The sequence below is a fragment of the Xanthomonas sp. DAR33341 genome, from assembly GCF_003992815.1.
Taxonomy (GTDB): Bacteria; Pseudomonadota; Gammaproteobacteria; order Xanthomonadales; family Xanthomonadaceae; genus Xanthomonas; species Xanthomonas cissicola.
This window is the reverse complement of sequence record NZ_QEYV01000022.1, coordinates 1-14,846: the sequence shown is the minus strand read 5'-3', so window position 1 is coordinate 14,846 and position 14,846 is coordinate 1. Positions and strand designations below refer to the sequence as shown.

The window sequence follows — 14,846 nt, the reverse complement described above, 5'->3', positions numbered from 1 at the left end:
GCCTGCGCAATTTCGGTCACGCGCCATCCCATCCAGTACAGGAACTTGGCCTGTCTGCGGGTGTCCATCGGGAGCTGGGTGGCAACGCTTTGCATGCCGACCAGGGTGCGGCACACCTCTTAATCCCGACAGTTGAGCGACGCGTAATCACCTTGTTTACACGGTGATTTCGTTGCTGCGCTATGCGTCGCATTTGACCATGGGTCATCGCAAACGCATCCAGCGCAGAGGACACCCATGTCGGGCAAGACCAAGAAGTTCCGTTCCAACTGGTTCCGCGTGGCCGTCGAAGGCGCCACCACCGATGGCCGCACGATCCAACGCAGCTGGATCGACGACATGGCCGCCACCTACAACCGCGAGACCTACAACGCCCGCATCTGGATCGAGCACATGCGCAGCCTGCTGCCGGACTCACCGTTCCGTGCGTATGGCGATGTCACGGCAGTGAAGGCCGAAGAGGTCGAAATTGATGGCTCCAAGCGCCTGGCGCTGTTTGCCCAGATCGAGCCGACCGCTGACCTGATCACCATCAACAAGTCCAAACAGAAGCTCTACACCAGCATCGAGGTGCAGGAGAAGTTCGCCAACACCGGCAAGGCATATCTGGTCGGCCTGGCCGTGACCGATTCGCCGGCCAGCCTGGGCACTTCCATGCTCAGCTTCGCCAGCCAACACCCCGACGCCAATCCGCTTGCCGATCGCAAGCAGTCACCGGGCAACTTGTTCACCGTCGCCGAAGAAACCGCACTGGAATTCAGCGAGGTCATCGACGGGCCGGTCGCTAGTCTGTTGAGTCGGATCCGCACCGCGCTCAAGAGCGAGGACGCCACCAGCATCACCGCAGAGCAGTTCGCAGACCTGGGCGAAGGCATCGAACAGATCGCCGAGCACGTGCGCGGCCAGGACGAACGCTTCAACCGCCTGCAGGCCGAGCACAACGAGCAGGCGACCAAGCACGCGCAGCTGGCGGACGACCTAGCGCAGCTGCGCGCCTCGCTCTCGCAGCAGCCTGACCCCGCACAGCCCGCACGCCCGTTGGTTGCCGGCTGCGGCGCGGCCGTGCTGACCGACTGCTGATCCCACACCACACAAACGCCGCAGCGCCACATTCTTCGGAGCCACCATGCAAAACGCCACCCGCCTGCAGTTCAACCAGTTCGCCGAGCAGATCGCCAAGCTCAACGGCGTCGCCTCGCCATTCCACTCCTTCGCGGTCGATCCGACCGTGCAGCAGAAGCTGGAATCGCGCATGCAGGAATCGAGCGAGTTCCTGTCCAAGATCAACATCATCCCGGTGGACGAACTGTCCGGCCAGAAGGTGGGCATCGGCGTCACCGGCAGCATCGCCAGCCGCACCGATACCGGCGCCGGCAAGACCCGCACCCCGCGCAATGTGGCCGCGCTCGACAAGAACGAGTACCTCGCCAAGAAGACCGACTTCGACACCGCGATTCCGTATGCGCTGCTCGATACCTGGGCCAAGTTCCCCGACTTCCAGGCGCGCCTGCGCGATGCCATCGTCAAGCGTCAGGCGCTGGACCGTCTGCAGATCGGCTTCAACGGCACGCACGCCGCTGCCGACACCGATCGCGCTGCGTTCCCGCTGCTGGAAGACGTCAACATCGGCTGGTTGCAGCAGTACCGCACCAATGCCGCCCAGCGCGTGCTGGCGAGCGGCAAGACTGCCGGCAAGGTCGTGATCGGCGGTGCCGGTGCCGACTACGGCAACCTCGACGCGTTGGTGTACGACGTCGTGAGCAACCTGCTGGACCCTTGGCACCGCAAGGATCCGAGCCTGGTCGTGGTGCTGGGCCGCGACCTGATGCACGACAAGTATTTCCCGATGGTCAACAAGGACCAGCCGGCCAGCGAGAAGATCGCCACCGACCTGATCTTGAGCCAGCGCCGTGTCGGGGGCCTGCAGGTGGCCGAGGTGCCGTATCTGCCGGACGGCGCGCTGATGGTGACCTCGCTGGCGAACCTGTCGATCTACTACCAGACCGGCGGCCGTCGCCGCTACATCCAGGAAGTGCCCGCACGCGATCGCATCGAGAACTACGAGTCCTCCAACGATGCCTACGTGGTCGAAGACTACGGCCTGGGCTGCGTGGTGGAGCACATCGAGATCGAGGCCTAAGCCATGGCCGACAGTCCCGCCAAGCGTCACCACAGCCGCGTGCTCGCCGAGCTGGAAGCCGCCCAGCGTGCACCGCACCAGCTGATGGCCGGCGCCACCGCCTACGAGCAGCACATGGCGCAGCTGCAGAGCGATCGCCTGCGCCTGAAGCAGATCCAGTCCGACCAGGGCAAGGCCGCGCTGAAGGTGCAGCTGTTGCCCGGCTATGTGCCGTACCTGGCCGGCGTGCTTGCCGGCGGTCAGGGCGCGCAGGACGAGATCGTTACCACGTGCATGGTGTGGCGGATCGATGCCGGCGACTATGCCGGCGCGCTGGAGCTGGGCGCCTATGTGCTCAAGCACCAGCTGCAGATGCCCGACCGCTTCACCCGCACAGTGGGCTGCGTGCTGGCCGAGGAAATTGCCGAAGCCGCGTTATCGGCGCAGAAGACCGGCCAGCCGTTCGATGCGGCCGTCCTGGCCGACACCGCAGCGCTGACCGCCGAGCAGGACATGCCCGATGAGGTGCGCGCCAAGCTGCACTTGGCACTGGCCCGCGCATCGCTGGCAGGCATCACCGATGAGACGCCCGCCGACCAGGCGCAGCCCATCGCCGCCGCCGCTGTGGCCGACCTGCAGCGCGCCATCGCACTGCACGGCAGCTGCGGCGGCAAGAAAGATCTGGAGCGCGCCGAGCGCCTCTTGAAGAAGTTCAGCGCTGAGCCTGCAGGCACCAGCGCATAACCGAGCGTCCCCGCAACCCTCGCCGGCTCGGGGCTGATCCACAGCACGTCATCGCTGCGGTGACGCCCTGACCACCGGCGATCTCTTTCGAGCCATCCATGAGCGGATTCACTGCCACCGGCACCACCAGCGCCACGCCTGACGCGATCGCCAACGCGCCGTTCTGGCCGGCGATCGCACCGGCCGATGTGCGGGCGAGCATGCGCCTGGATGGCACCGTGACCGACGCGCGCCTGCGCCAGGCCATCGTCGCCGCGATGCTCGCGGTGAACGATGCGCTGGATGCCTGGGCGCAGGCGCAGCAGGCCGCCGGCTGGGCCGCGTTGGCCGATGTGCCCAGCACCACCGTCGACGGCGTCTCGCGCCGCGTACAGCTGTATTTGCGCGCCGTTGCGTGTGCCACCGCCGTCGAGGTGGCAGAGCGTTACCGCAGCTTCGATGCGACCGACAGCGCCAACCAGCGCGCCGATGACTTGTCACCCAGCATCACCGAGCTGCGCCGCGACCAGCGCTGGGCTGTGCGCGATCTGCAGAACCTGCCGCGCAGCACGGTGGAGCTCATCTGATGCGCGTGCACGCCATGCAAGGCGACACCGTCGACCTGCTGTGCTGGCGCCACCTGGGCAGCACGGCCGGCTTGGTCGAGCGCACCTACCTCCTCAATCCCGGCCTGGCCGAACTGGGCGCCGTGCTGCCGCATGGCACGCCAGTGGAGTTGCCCGAGGTAACCACCACCACAGCGGCGATGACGCCGCTTGTGCAGCTATGGGACTGATCTGATGACCGAACCCACCTCCGTATCGAGCGGCTTTTTGATCGCCACCGGTGTGGGCCTTGCCTCCGTGCTCCCTGGCATCGACGGCGATGCGCTGATTGGCGCCTTCGCCGGCGGCGCGCTGTTCGTGGTGTCCGCCGCCAAGCAGCCGCTGCTGGCGCGGCTGATCTATTTCCCGGTGAGCGTGATCGCCGGCTACCAGTTGGCGCCGGAGATCCTGCGCTGGTTGCCGATCAAGTCCAGCGGCGTGGCAGCCTTCGCCAGCGCGGCGTGCGCCATCACGGTGACGCTGGGCCTGATCGAAAAGAGCAAATCGTTCGACTTTTCCTTCCTACGTCGTGGAGGTCCGCCCAGTGCATAGCCTGGTCACCGTCCTGACGTTGATGGCCTCGCTCGCCATCTGCGTCCGTCTGCTTACCTACCACCGCCCGGTCGATGCCCGCCATCGACGCGGCGCGGGCTGGTGCGCGTGGTTGCTGATCGCCAGCACCGGCGGCCAGGCGCTGCACATCTTGCTGGCCGGCGCCGGCTCGCAAGTCAGTCTCTGGCACCTGGGCACGTTGATCGTGCTGGCGGTGCTCACCTACCGCGCCCAGGGCAATGTGGCGCGCATCCTGAAGGTCGATTGATGTTCACCAATACCCAGCTCGCCTCGATCATGCAGTGCTCGGTCCAACGCGCACAGCGCTGGCACGGCCCACTGCTCGCCGCCGCCAACCGATTTGGCATCACCACCAAGCGCCGCGCCGCGCACTGGCTCGGCCAGCTCGGCCACGAAAGCCTGAGCCTGTCGCGCATGGAAGAAGGGCTGACGTACACCACCAGCGCACGGCTGTTAGAAGTGTTTGGCGCGCGTATCACGCCGGCCCAGGCGCCCAAGTTCCTACGCAACCCGGAGGGCCTGGCCAACTTCGTCTATGCCGACCGCCTGGGCAACGGAAACGCCGCCAGCGGCGACGGTCACCGCTACCGGGGCCGTGGCCCGATGCAGCACACCTTCCGGGGCAACTACCGCCGTATCGGTGCACTGATCGGCCTGCCGGTGGAAGAGCAGCCGGATCTGCTGCTGCAGGTCGAACCGAGCGCACTGGGTGCGGCGGCGTACTGGCACGACAACGGCCTCAACGTGCTGGCCGATGCGGGCGATGTGCTCGGCCTGGGCCGCAAGATCAACCTGGGCAACGCACGCGCTAAGCGCTTGCCCGAAGGCCACGGCGATCGCGTCACGCGCACGCAGCGTGCCCTGCAGATCCTGGGTGTCAGCTGATGGTCACGCGCCTGATCATCCTGCTGGCGCTGATTGCACTGCTCGTTGGTGGCTGCGTGTGGCAGGAGCAGCGCGTCAGCGCCGCGCAGAAAGATCGCGACGCCGCGCTGCAGGCCAAGCGCCAGGCCGAGGCGGAACGCGACAGCGCCAAAGGCTCCACCACCGTCGTGACGCAGTACGTCGACCGCGTGCAGATCGTGCGCGAAGCCGGCGCCACCATCACCCGCGAGATCCCGATCTATGTCACCCAGAAAGCCGATGCTGCTTGCGCTATCCCTGCTGGCTTTGTGCGGCTGCACGACGCCGCCGCCACGGGCCACCCTGCCGGGCCGCCCGCCGGAGATCCTGATGCGCCGGCCGCCGGCATTACGCTCTCTGGCATTGCCGGCACCGTTGCCGACAACTACATCAGCTGCCACGCTACCGCCGCGCAGCTGAGCGCGCTGCAGGACTGGATCGACCTGCACGCACCAGAGCCGGCGCCATGATCAAGCCCGCCAGCCTGCGCGCGCATCTGGTCGCGGCATTGCCGGACCTGGCACGCGATGCCGACCGGCTGCTGGTGTTCATCGACGCCGGCAGCCTGGTCAGCACGTTCCAGCCGGGGCTGTCGTTTGAGTACCAGTACACCCTCAACCTGATCGTGACCGACTACGCCGGCCATCCAGACAGCGTGATGCTGCCACTGCTGGAGTGGGTGCAGGTCAATCAGTCCGAGCTACTCTCCAACCCCGCGCGCCGTGGCGACATCGCCTTCGAGGCCGACATCCTCGCCAATGATGCGGTGGATCTGTCGATCAAGTTGCCGCTGACCGAACGCGTGGTTGTGACCGCAAAGGATGGCGGCGGCTACGACATCACCCATGCACCCGAGCCGCAGATCGATCCGACATGGATGACCTGACCGCGCTGGAGACCTGGGCCGCACCGCTGCTGGCGCGCCTGCAAGAGGGCGAGCGGCGCAAGCTGGCACGCAAGATCGGCACCGCGTTGCGGCGCTCGCAAAGCCAGCGCATCGGTAAGCAGCAAGCACCGGACGGCACTCCCTACGCACCACGCAAGCAGCAACTGCGGGATAAGGCGGGCAGAGTCAAACGCAAGAAGATGTTTGCCAAGCTGCGGCAGGCTAAGTACTTCAAGGTCAGTACTAGTCCCAATGTAGTAAGCGTGGGGTTTGTAGGTCGCGTGTCGCGAATTGCGCGTGTGCATCAAGAGGGGCTCAAAGATCGTGTGCGACCAGGCGGCCCTGAGGTGCACTATTACAAGAGGGTAATACTCGGCCTAACTAAAGCAGACAGAGAGGCGTTCCATGACTTGCTTAGTTTGTACTTTGCTGGAGGGTTGTGACCCTAAATTCCAGTTAGCTTCCTATTGACATTTAGCCACTAAATGCTAATAGTACGTTAATAATTTGCGTTCACATTAAATTAATAAATAAAGTCATGGAGGGCTAGTGAAAAAAACTCATATTTTTACTGCTGTGGGGTTGGTTGCAGCTGGCTTAGCTATCTTTTTACTTGTGAAGCCGTCGCCACCGGCGGACGCATCGCGTGGCTCATCAGATCAAGCTGAAGCCCGTAGAGCCGACGAAGTATCGATTCCTGGAAGCGGCAGTAGTGCCATCAACCAGCAGGCATCGGACTGGGCATCAAAGCCTTCAGATGAGCTGTATCGAAATTTTCATGACACTAAAAGCCGCGCGGAGGCGGGTGACGCTGCTGCACAACGCCGGCTAGCGGAGATCTACGAACAATGCGCCATGTTCAGTGTCTCGCCAAAGAATTTCGCGAGCATGCTGGACTCATATTCGAAGATTAAGAAAGAAAATTCATCTCGATACGAGCAAATAAAGGGTCGATTTTTTCACTATTGCAGCGAGGTTGATGGAGGAGAAGTAATTCCTCTGGAGGCAATTGAGCTTTGGTATAAGGAGGCTGCGAAACGCGGGGATCTAATCGCGCAATTGAAGCTTGCCTCCGGAAAAACAATGAGTTCGGAGGAGTATCAAAACCTAGTTACAAAGGCAATTAAGAGCAAAGATCCAGAAGCAATTTTTGCGGTTGACGAAATGCTGAATAATCCGAATGCCTCAATAGAGCTTGGATCTTATGCGCCGGATAACTCAGGAAATTACACTGAATTCGCATGGGCATTGGCGGCCTGTGAAGCTGGCGCTGCATGTGGACCGGGATCTTATCGGTCAGACATGATCTGCCTTAACTACGGAATCTGTGGTTCACGTTATGAAGATGCTGTCAGAACCAAAATTGTACCACCTGGACAATTGAAATTACTTGATAATCAGGTTGAAAAAATCCAATCAATCATTAAAACGGAAAAATAAAAGGGATTTAAATGAAAGCCAAAGAGAGAGTGGTTTTTAAGCGCTACCTGGCAATTTTTGCGCTCCTAATTTCAAGCCTGCCATTCATAGCTTCAGCCGTTACCATTCGTGCGGGTTACGCACCCTATAATCAAGTTGCACCAGCTCAAGGAATCACGGTTCTGGACGACTCTGTTTTAAGGGTGGCGGCAATGTATGGCCTTTGGGGAATGTACAGAACAGTGAATGGCCTTACCGCCCTGCCAAGAGGTTCTACCTTCGACGTTGTTTATTCTGACGGGTCAAGTGAGAAAGCTACGGTTGCATGCATAGGAGCGACCGTATGCGTTATTCCAGTTCCGGGAACTCAGAGACGGGACGATGGCACCCTGATCAGTAACGGCGGCGGTGGTGGTGGCGGTGGTAGTAGTGGTGGCAGCGGCGGCGGCGGCGGCGGTAGTTGGGGCGGTGTCGTGGTTGTCGGCCCACCAACGCAAGAGCCGTAAGAAACCACAAGACGATTGGATAATTAAACCTTTTTTATGACCGCACGTCGCAAGTGCGGTTTTTTTTGCCAAAAATTTACCTCATTAACCCTGACCATCAGCTGGACTTTTGTTGCAGTCGTGCCAACAGCGTCATTTTGTTTTCCTTGATTTCCGGTTTCGGCGCCGCTGGCGCGAGGAGTCGGTTAAATGTTGTTTCAACCAGGGCGCAATCGCAGCCTTGCATCGGGTTGGTTTGGCGATATGCGTGCAGGTCCTGTACCTGAAGGTCAGGGCTAATCTGGAAGTTTTAGAACATTGCGGCCCGAAGGCGCGAGTGTTTGTAGCGATTGAGTTAACGTGGGGCGTCTCTTTCTGGGACTGACTTCTAAAGCAACACTGACACAACCCCTCAAGCTCGTCTGCAATGGCCTCTTTTACTGCCGTCGATCTTTCAAAGCTCCAAGCTCCCGACTTGATCGAGACCCTAGCATTTGAGGCGATCTTCGCCGAAGCGCTCGCGCAGTTTCGTCGGATGATGCCTGAATTCTCCGCACTCACCGAAGCAGATCCGGTCTACAAGCTCCTGCAGCTGTTCGCAGCCCGCGAGCTATTGCTCCGCCAGCGCGCCAACGACAAGGCGCGGCAGACGATGCTGGCCTTCGCTACCGGTACCAACCTCGATCACTTGGGCGCATTGTTTGGCGTCGCGCGCCTGGTGCTCGATCCAGGCCAGCCGGAGATCGGCACTGCACCGACCCATGAGTCGGACGAGGACTTCCGCCGCCGCATCCAGTTGGCACCGGAGGGCTTCAGCGTGGCCGGCCCCGAGGGCGCGTACATCTATCACGCGCTCAGCTCGGCGGCTGACGTCATGGATGCCAGTGCCACCAGCCCTGCGCCTGGGCAAGTGCTGGTCACCGTGCAATCGCGCACTGGCGATGGCACCGCACCGCAGGAGCTGCTCGACAGAGTGGCGGCCGTGCTGACCGATGCCGACGTGCGCCCGTTGACCGACGAGGTGGCGGTCCAGAGCGCGCAGATCGTCCCGTACGCCATCCGTGGGCGCGTCTATACCTACGCTGGCCCGGACTCGGCGGTGGTCATGCGCGAGGCGCTGCGAAGCCTGCAGGCCTATCTCGCCGAAGCTCACCGCATCGGCCGCGACGTACCGGAATCCGCCATCAAGGCCAAGCTGTTCGCCGATGGCGTGCAGCGCGTCGAGCTGGACTCGCCCGCAGCCGACATCCGGATCAGCCGCACGCAGGCTGCCTACTGCACCGCGATTGACATCGTGCACGCCGGCATCGATGAGTAACTCCCCGCTGCCGCCCAACGCCACGCCGATGGAGCGCGCCCTGGCCGCCGTCACCGAGCGCCTGGAAGCCATCCCGCTGCCGTACCCGGATCTGTGGAATCCGGACACGTGCCCAGCCGGCCATCTGCCCTGGCTGGCCTGGACGTTATCGGTAGACGACTGGAAGGCCGACTGGAGCGATGCGGTCAAGCGCTCGCGCCTGCGTAGCGCCATGGCGATCCAGCGGCGCAAGGGCACGGCCAACAGCGTGCGCATGGTGGTGGCCTCGTTCGGAGGTGCGGTGACCATCCGCGAGTGGTGGCAGCAACAGCCGCGCGGCCAGCCGCATACGTTCGAGCTGACGCTCACGCTCAATGGATCCGATGGCAGGGCTGCAAGCGCTCGTTTTGTAGATGAGGTCATCGCCGAGGTTGAGCGCACCAAGCCAGTCCGCTCGCATTTCGGCTTCGTGCAGGGGCTGCAAACCACCGGCAACGTCTCGCTGGTGACTGGTATTCGCATCATCAACTACCGCCGTCTGTCGATGACGGCGCAGGGATAAGCCATGGCATTACAACTGGTTCTCACCACCGCAGGTCGTGCGGCGTTGATCAACGCCGAGAAGAACGGCACCACTTCTACCAAGGTGGCCAGCATCGGTTTCACTGCGGCCGCATTCGCTGCAACGGAAGACCTGAAGGCAGTCCCAGGCCAGCACCTGACGCTCTCCAGCATCTCGGGCGGCACGACGTCGTCCACCACCATCCATGTCACTGTCAGCGACACGAGCCGGGCAACCTATGAGGTTCGCGGCTTTGGGCTGTACTTGGAAAACGGCACGCTACTGGGCAGCTATTCCCAGCCCGAGCTGATCATGGAGAAGGCCGCCGCCTCGGATCTGCTGATGTCCGCCGACATCCTGTTTTCTGGGGTCACGGTGTCTTCGGTGACGTTTGGCAATGCCAACTTCGCCAACCCGGCCGCGACCACCGAGAAGGAAGGCATCGTCGAACTTGCCACGCGCGCAGAGACCATTGCAGGCACAGATGCGCAACGTGCCGTCACACCCGACGCTTTGAAAGCAGCGATCGACAGCCGCAGTGGCCGTGCGCGCTTCGAGGCGTCCGGCACCTTCGTCGTTCCGGCCGGGGTAACTGGGATCTACGTCAGCGGCTGTGCAGGCGGCGGTGGTGGCGGTGGCGGCGGAACCCGCGCCGAGAAGTCCAATGGGTCGGGGGTCTACACCGCAACTGGCGGGGGCGGCGGAGGCGCTGGGCAGTCGATTCAGCGCGTGCGCTTTGCGGTCACACCTGGCGTCAGCCTTCCGATCGTCATCGGTGCCGGTGGATCAGCTGGCGCAGGCTCACGGACGGATGGTGCATCTGGAGCCGCCGGTAATGCTGGGGGTGCGACGGTCATCGGCAACCTCATCACCCTGGCCGGGGGTCAGGGCGGCGGAGGTGGGTTCGCCGGCGCCAATCAGGTGGGTGGTGCAACCGGCGGAGATGGCTACCCAGCCGGCGGGGACTCCGCATCAATCGCTGCGGTCGCTCCTTATGGCCCTGCAGGAACCGGTGGCTCGTGCCCGTTCGGCGGCGGCGGGCCTGGCGGTCGCAGTGCAGGCGACACCACGTCAGCCAGTCGCAAGGGTTTCGGCTTTGGCGCTGGCGGCGGTGGTGGTGGCGGTGTGTCCAACGGCGCCGGCGCTGGCACGTTCGGCAAGGATGGGGCCACCGGGTGCCCCGGCTTCGTTTTCATTGAGTGGTGCTGAGATGACGATTGGACGTTACGCGATGATCCAAACCGGGACCGATGTGGTGGTCAACATCATCGTTTCCGATAGTGGCTTCACCATTGACGGCTTTGAGTTCCGCGCACTCCAAGACAAGACTGTGTGCGAGCCTGGCATGTACTTCAATCGCGGCGATGGGCTGTACTACTTCGACGCGCAGTTCACCCAGCGCGAGGTCATCGCACCTGAGCCGCCCGCGAATTTGTAGCACCGCTGCGCTGCGTAGATCACGCAGCTACAGCACAACTGCGGTGTCATCCTGCACGCGCGCGACGACCATGACTGCATGGGCAACGCATCCTCCGCATTGAGTAACGCCATTCGCCTCGGCACCGTTGCCGAGGTGAATCTCGCCACCGCGCGATGCCGCGTGCAGGTCGGCGAGATGCTGACCGACTATCTGCCCTGGGTGGTCACCCTGGCCGGCACCACCATCATCTGGTCGGCGCCGGCGATCGGCGAACAAGTCGTGGTGCTGTCGCCGGCTGGCGACCTGGCCGATGGCGTGGTGCTACGGGGCCTGTACTCCGACCAATTCGCAGCGCCTGCCGCGTCAGACACGCTCCACGTGCTGCGCTTTGCCGATGGCGCGCAGATCCATTACGACACCGAGGCGCATGCGCTGCAGGCCACTCTGCCCAGCGGCGGCACCGCGTCCATTACTGCCGATGGCGGCATCACGCTCAATGGCCCGCTGACCGTCAACGGCAAGACGATGCTCAATGGTGATGCGACCATCACCGGTACCGCGAAGGCGACCACCGATGTCATCGGCGGCGGGATCAGCCTCAAGAACCACAAGACCACCGGCGTGACCGCCGGTAGCGCACTCAGCGGCGGCCCGCAGTGATCGGCGTGGATGCCACCACCGGGCGTGTGATCGAGGGCGAGCAGCACCTGGCCCAGTCGATCGCCTGCATCCTCACCACACCCATCGGCACGCGCGAGCAGCGCCGCGACTTCGGCTCGCTGCTGCCCGAGCTGATCGACCAGCCGTTCAATGGCGCCACGCGCACGCTGCTCTACGGCGCCACGGCCACCGCGTTGATGCGCTGGGAGCCGCGCCTGCGCTTGACCCAGATCGACCTGGTCATCGGCGATCTACCCGGCAGCTTCGTGCTGACCATCGAAGGCGAACGCACCGACGTTGCTCCCGCCAATGCGCGCTCGCGCATGACCATCCCGCTCCGCTTCCGCTCGTCCTGATCGAGGAACCTATGTCTACTGCCTACCACCACGGCGTCCGCGTCATCGAAGTCAGCGCTGGTGCGCGCGTCATCCGCACCGTCTCCACGGCCATCGTCGGCCTGGTTGCTACCGCGTCCGATGCGGACGAGAAGGTCTTTCCGCTCAACAAGGCCGTGCTGCTCACCAACGTACTCGGTGCAATCGCCAGTGCCGGCACCAAAGGCACCTTGCGTGACACCCTGCAGGGCATCGCCGACCAGACGAATCCTGTGACCGTGGTCGTGCGTGTGGCCGAGGACGAGGACGCAGACAAGACATCGTCCAATGTCATCGGCAAGGCCGAGTCCAGCGGCTACACCGGCCTGTATGCGCTGCTCGCGGCGCAAGCACAGCTGGGCGTGCGCCCGCGCATTCTGGGCGCACCGGGGCTGGATACGCTGCCGGTCGCCAAGGCACTGGCGACGATTGCCAAGAAGCTGCGCGCCATGGCGTATGTGCGCCCAGTCGCCGACACGTTGACCGAGGCTGTGGCCTACCGCGGCCAGTTCGGCGATCGCGAGTTGATGCTGATCTGGCCGGATTTCCTGGCCTTCGACACCGCCACCAGCACCACGACGGCGGCGTATGCCACTGCACGTGCGCTCGGCCTGCGCGCCAAGATCGACACCGAACAGGGCTGGCACAAGAGCCTGTCCAATGTGCCCGTGGCCGGCGTCACCGGCATTTCCAAGGACGTGCACTGGGATCTGCAGGATCCGGCTACCGATGCGGGTGTGCTCAACGAGGGCGACATCACCACGTTGGTCAACTTCAACGGGCAACGCTTCTGGGGATCGCGCACGTGCGCGGAGGACAACATGTTCGCCTTCGAGACGGCCACGCGTACCGCCCAGGTCCTGGCAGACACCATTGCCGAGGGCGTGGCGTTCTACGTCGACAAGCCGATGCATCCCTCGCTGGTCAAAGACATCGTCGAAGACATCAACGCCAAGTTCCGCGACCTGAAAGCGTCCGGCTACCTGATCGATGCCACCGCCTGGTTCGATGGCACCGTCAACAGCGCTACCACGCTGGCCGATGGCGCGCTGCGCATCGACTACGACTACACGCCGGTGCCGCCGCTGGAGAACCTGCAGCTGTACCAGAAGATCACCACCAGCTACCTGGCCGACTTCGCCGAACGCGTCAACGCGTAACGCACTCGCCTTTGATTCCCGGAGAAACCCATGGCTTTGCCCAAGAAACTCAAAGCGCTCAACCTGTTCAACGACGGTGAGAGCTATCTCGGCCAGGTGGTCGAAGTGAAGCTGCCCACGCTGTCCCGCAAGATGGAGGAATATCGCGGCGGCGGCATGAATGGCCCGGTCGATATCGACTTCGGCCAGGAGAAGATCGAGCTCGAATGGAAGTGCGGCGGCATGATGCGCGGCGTGCTGAATCAGTACGGCGCCACCACGCACAACGCCGTGCAGCTGCGCTTTGCCGGCGCCTACCAGCGCGACGACAGCGGTGCGGTGGATGCTGTCGAATTTGTGGTGCGTGGCCGTCACAAAGAGATTGATCCCGGTACCGGTAAGTCCGGCGACGACACCGAGTTCTCCGTCAAGACCTCCGCCAGCTATTACAAGCTGATGATCAATGGCTCCACCGTGATCGAGATCGATCTGATGAACATGATCGAGATCGTCAACGGCGTGGATCTGCTCGCCCCGCATCGCCGCGCCATCGGCGCCTGACCCTTCCGGCCTGGCGCCGCCAGGCCTCCGCCCTGAGACCTTCCGATGACCCCGACCTTTTCCCCAGCCATTCCCCTCGACCAGCCAATCGCGCGCGGCGAGCAGACCATCACCGACCTCAAGGTGCGCAAGCCCGGCGCAGGCGAACTGCGCGGCCTCAAGCTGACTGACGTGCTGCAGCTGGATGTCACCGCGCTGGCAACACTGCTGCCGCGCATTTCCTCGCCCACGCTGACCGCCGCCGACGTCAATGCGATGGATCCGGCCGACCTACTGGCGGTCGGCCAGGAGGTGCAGGTTTTTTTCTTGCCGAAGGCACAGAGGGAGGTGGATTTCCCGACTGCGTAGAGGATGCGATGGCCGACATCGCGGCCATCTTCCACTGGCCGCCGTCTGAAATGGACGGCTGGTCGCTGCACGAACTCACGGCGTGGCGCGAGCGTGCCCGCCTACGAAGCGGAGCCGAATGATGCCCCACCCAACGAACGAGGCCGCCTAAATGGCGGCCTCCGACAATCTGCGCCTGCAGGTCATCCTGGCCGCCGTCGATCGCGCCACCGGCCCGTTCCGCCGTGTGCTCAATGGCAGCCGTGGCGTTGCCACCGCACTGCGCAGTCAGCGCGACGCGCTGCGTCAACTCAACAGCCAGCACCGCGACATCGGCGCGTATCGCGAACAGGTGGCGTTGGCACAGCGGGCCAAGACCGCGCTCGATGCGCAGCGCCAATCGGTGCGCACGCTTGCTCAGCAGATCAAGGCCACCGGCACGCCCACCGCTGCCATGAATGCCGAGTTCGAACGCGCCGTGCGCACCGCACGCGAACTCAAGACCGCACACGGCGCGCAGGAGGCCGGCCTGCAACGCCTGCGTGGTCGTTTGGAGACGGCCGGGATCAGCACACGCGAGCTGGTCACGCATGAGCGCCGCCTGCGTAGCGAGATTGAGAGCACCAACACCGCCATGCGCGCCCAGCAGCAGCGCCTGGCGGCGATCGATGCTGCACAGCGTCGTAGCGCCCGGATCCAAAGCGCCGGTCTGCAGGCGAGCGCCTACGGCGCCGGCATGGCCTTCGCCGGCCAGCGTGCTTTGGGCGCGTCTGTGCTGCCGATCAGCGATGCG

24 protein-coding genes and 1 pseudogene are annotated in these 14,846 nt (G+C 63.4%); 24 read left to right on the top strand and 1 reads right to left on the bottom strand.

What is annotated here, in order from left to right:
* Positions 1-95: hypothetical protein (locus EO156_RS08605; RefSeq protein ID WP_206513885.1), on the bottom strand; the 95-nt coding region annotated here is incomplete at its 3' end.
* 142 nt (positions 96-237) lie between these two features.
* Between EO156_RS08605 and EO156_RS08600 the strand changes: the two genes are divergently transcribed.
* The 24 genes and pseudogenes from EO156_RS08600 to EO156_RS08485 form a co-directional block, all read left to right on the top strand.
* Positions 238-1,080 (top strand): GPO family capsid scaffolding protein, encoded by an 843-nt coding sequence (locus EO156_RS08600; RefSeq protein ID WP_029828246.1) that lies wholly within the window; start codon positions 238-240, stop codon positions 1,078-1,080.
* A gap of 46 nt (positions 1,081-1,126) precedes the next feature.
* Positions 1,127-2,140: a phage major capsid protein, P2 family gene (locus EO156_RS08595; protein WP_029828245.1), complete on the top strand. Its 1,014-nt coding sequence runs from the start codon at positions 1,127-1,129 to the stop codon at positions 2,138-2,140.
* A 3-nt stretch (positions 2,141-2,143) separates the two neighbouring features.
* Entirely contained in the window at positions 2,144-2,863 is a 720-nt protein-coding gene (gpM, locus tag EO156_RS08590; RefSeq protein ID WP_016851153.1) for a phage terminase small subunit, read from the top strand.
* Between the two features lie 98 nt (positions 2,864-2,961).
* Entirely contained in the window at positions 2,962-3,429 is a 468-nt protein-coding gene (locus EO156_RS08585) for a head completion/stabilization protein (protein ID WP_029828243.1), read from the top strand.
* Positions 3,429-3,638, top strand: a complete 210-nt coding sequence (locus EO156_RS08580; protein WP_005917735.1) for a tail protein X — start codon at positions 3,429-3,431, stop codon at positions 3,636-3,638. The genes EO156_RS08585 and EO156_RS08580 overlap by 1 nt, the downstream gene beginning before the upstream one ends.
* Positions 3,639-3,642: 4 nt before the next feature.
* Entirely contained in the window at positions 3,643-3,999 is a 357-nt protein-coding gene (locus EO156_RS08575) for a phage holin family protein (RefSeq protein WP_005929454.1), read from the top strand.
* Positions 3,992-4,267, top strand: coding sequence for a phage holin family protein (locus EO156_RS08570; RefSeq protein ID WP_005922189.1), 276 nt, complete (start codon positions 3,992-3,994; stop codon positions 4,265-4,267). Before EO156_RS08575 ends, EO156_RS08570 begins: the two co-directional genes overlap by 8 nt.
* Entirely contained in the window at positions 4,267-4,905 is a 639-nt protein-coding gene (locus EO156_RS08565; protein WP_164735857.1) for a glycoside hydrolase family 19 protein, read from the top strand. Before EO156_RS08570 ends, EO156_RS08565 begins: the two co-directional genes overlap by 1 nt.
* Entirely contained in the window at positions 4,905-5,393 is a 489-nt protein-coding gene (locus EO156_RS08560) for a hypothetical protein (protein WP_016851123.1), read from the top strand. Before EO156_RS08565 ends, EO156_RS08560 begins: the two co-directional genes overlap by 1 nt.
* On the top strand, positions 5,390-5,809 hold the full coding sequence (locus tag EO156_RS08555; protein WP_016851122.1) for a phage tail protein: 420 nt from the start codon (positions 5,390-5,392) through the stop codon (positions 5,807-5,809). The genes EO156_RS08560 and EO156_RS08555 overlap by 4 nt, the downstream gene beginning before the upstream one ends.
* Positions 5,797-6,252 (top strand): phage virion morphogenesis protein, encoded by a 456-nt coding sequence (locus EO156_RS08550; RefSeq protein WP_016851121.1) that lies wholly within the window; start codon positions 5,797-5,799, stop codon positions 6,250-6,252. Before EO156_RS08555 ends, EO156_RS08550 begins: the two co-directional genes overlap by 13 nt.
* A gap of 106 nt (positions 6,253-6,358) precedes the next feature.
* Positions 6,359-7,249, top strand: coding sequence for a hypothetical protein (locus EO156_RS08545; protein WP_230578029.1), 891 nt, complete (start codon positions 6,359-6,361; stop codon positions 7,247-7,249).
* Between the two features lie 11 nt (positions 7,250-7,260).
* Positions 7,261-7,734: a hypothetical protein gene (locus EO156_RS08540; RefSeq protein WP_042761698.1), complete on the top strand. Its 474-nt coding sequence runs from the start codon at positions 7,261-7,263 to the stop codon at positions 7,732-7,734.
* A gap of 406 nt (positions 7,735-8,140) precedes the next feature.
* On the top strand, positions 8,141-9,031 hold the full coding sequence (locus EO156_RS08535; protein ID WP_016851120.1) for a baseplate J/gp47 family protein: 891 nt from the start codon (positions 8,141-8,143) through the stop codon (positions 9,029-9,031).
* Complete coding sequence (locus EO156_RS08530; protein WP_026007225.1) at positions 9,024-9,572, top strand: phage tail protein I; 549 nt, start codon at positions 9,024-9,026, stop codon at positions 9,570-9,572. The genes EO156_RS08535 and EO156_RS08530 overlap by 8 nt, the downstream gene beginning before the upstream one ends.
* Before the next feature lie 3 nt (positions 9,573-9,575).
* On the top strand, positions 9,576-10,781 hold the full coding sequence (locus EO156_RS08525; RefSeq protein ID WP_016851118.1) for a hypothetical protein: 1,206 nt from the start codon (positions 9,576-9,578) through the stop codon (positions 10,779-10,781).
* A 1-nt stretch (position 10,782) separates the two neighbouring features.
* A complete protein-coding gene (locus tag EO156_RS08520; RefSeq protein WP_016851117.1) occupies positions 10,783-11,010 on the top strand; it encodes a hypothetical protein in 228 nt (75 codons plus the stop codon).
* Between the two features lie 78 nt (positions 11,011-11,088).
* Positions 11,089-11,652, top strand: coding sequence for a phage baseplate assembly protein V (locus tag EO156_RS08515; protein ID WP_016851116.1), 564 nt, complete (start codon positions 11,089-11,091; stop codon positions 11,650-11,652).
* Positions 11,649-12,008: a GPW/gp25 family protein gene (locus EO156_RS08510; RefSeq protein WP_016851115.1), complete on the top strand. Its 360-nt coding sequence runs from the start codon at positions 11,649-11,651 to the stop codon at positions 12,006-12,008. Before EO156_RS08515 ends, EO156_RS08510 begins: the two co-directional genes overlap by 4 nt.
* 11 nt (positions 12,009-12,019) lie before the next feature.
* Positions 12,020-13,186 (top strand): phage tail sheath protein, encoded by a 1,167-nt coding sequence (locus EO156_RS08505; protein WP_016851114.1) that lies wholly within the window; start codon positions 12,020-12,022, stop codon positions 13,184-13,186.
* A gap of 30 nt (positions 13,187-13,216) precedes the next feature.
* A complete protein-coding gene (locus tag EO156_RS08500) occupies positions 13,217-13,726 on the top strand; it encodes a phage major tail tube protein (protein ID WP_016851197.1) in 510 nt (169 codons plus the stop codon).
* Positions 13,727-13,771: 45 nt separating this feature from the next.
* Positions 13,772-14,074, top strand: coding sequence for a phage tail assembly protein (locus EO156_RS08495; RefSeq protein WP_029996350.1), 303 nt, complete (start codon positions 13,772-13,774; stop codon positions 14,072-14,074).
* An 8-nt stretch (positions 14,075-14,082) separates the two neighbouring features.
* Positions 14,083-14,196, top strand: a complete 114-nt coding sequence (locus tag EO156_RS08490; protein WP_005922203.1) for a GpE family phage tail protein — start codon at positions 14,083-14,085, stop codon at positions 14,194-14,196.
* A 29-nt stretch (positions 14,197-14,225) separates the two neighbouring features.
* Positions 14,226-14,846: pseudogene (locus tag EO156_RS08485) on the top strand (phage tail tape measure protein); the annotation flags it as partial.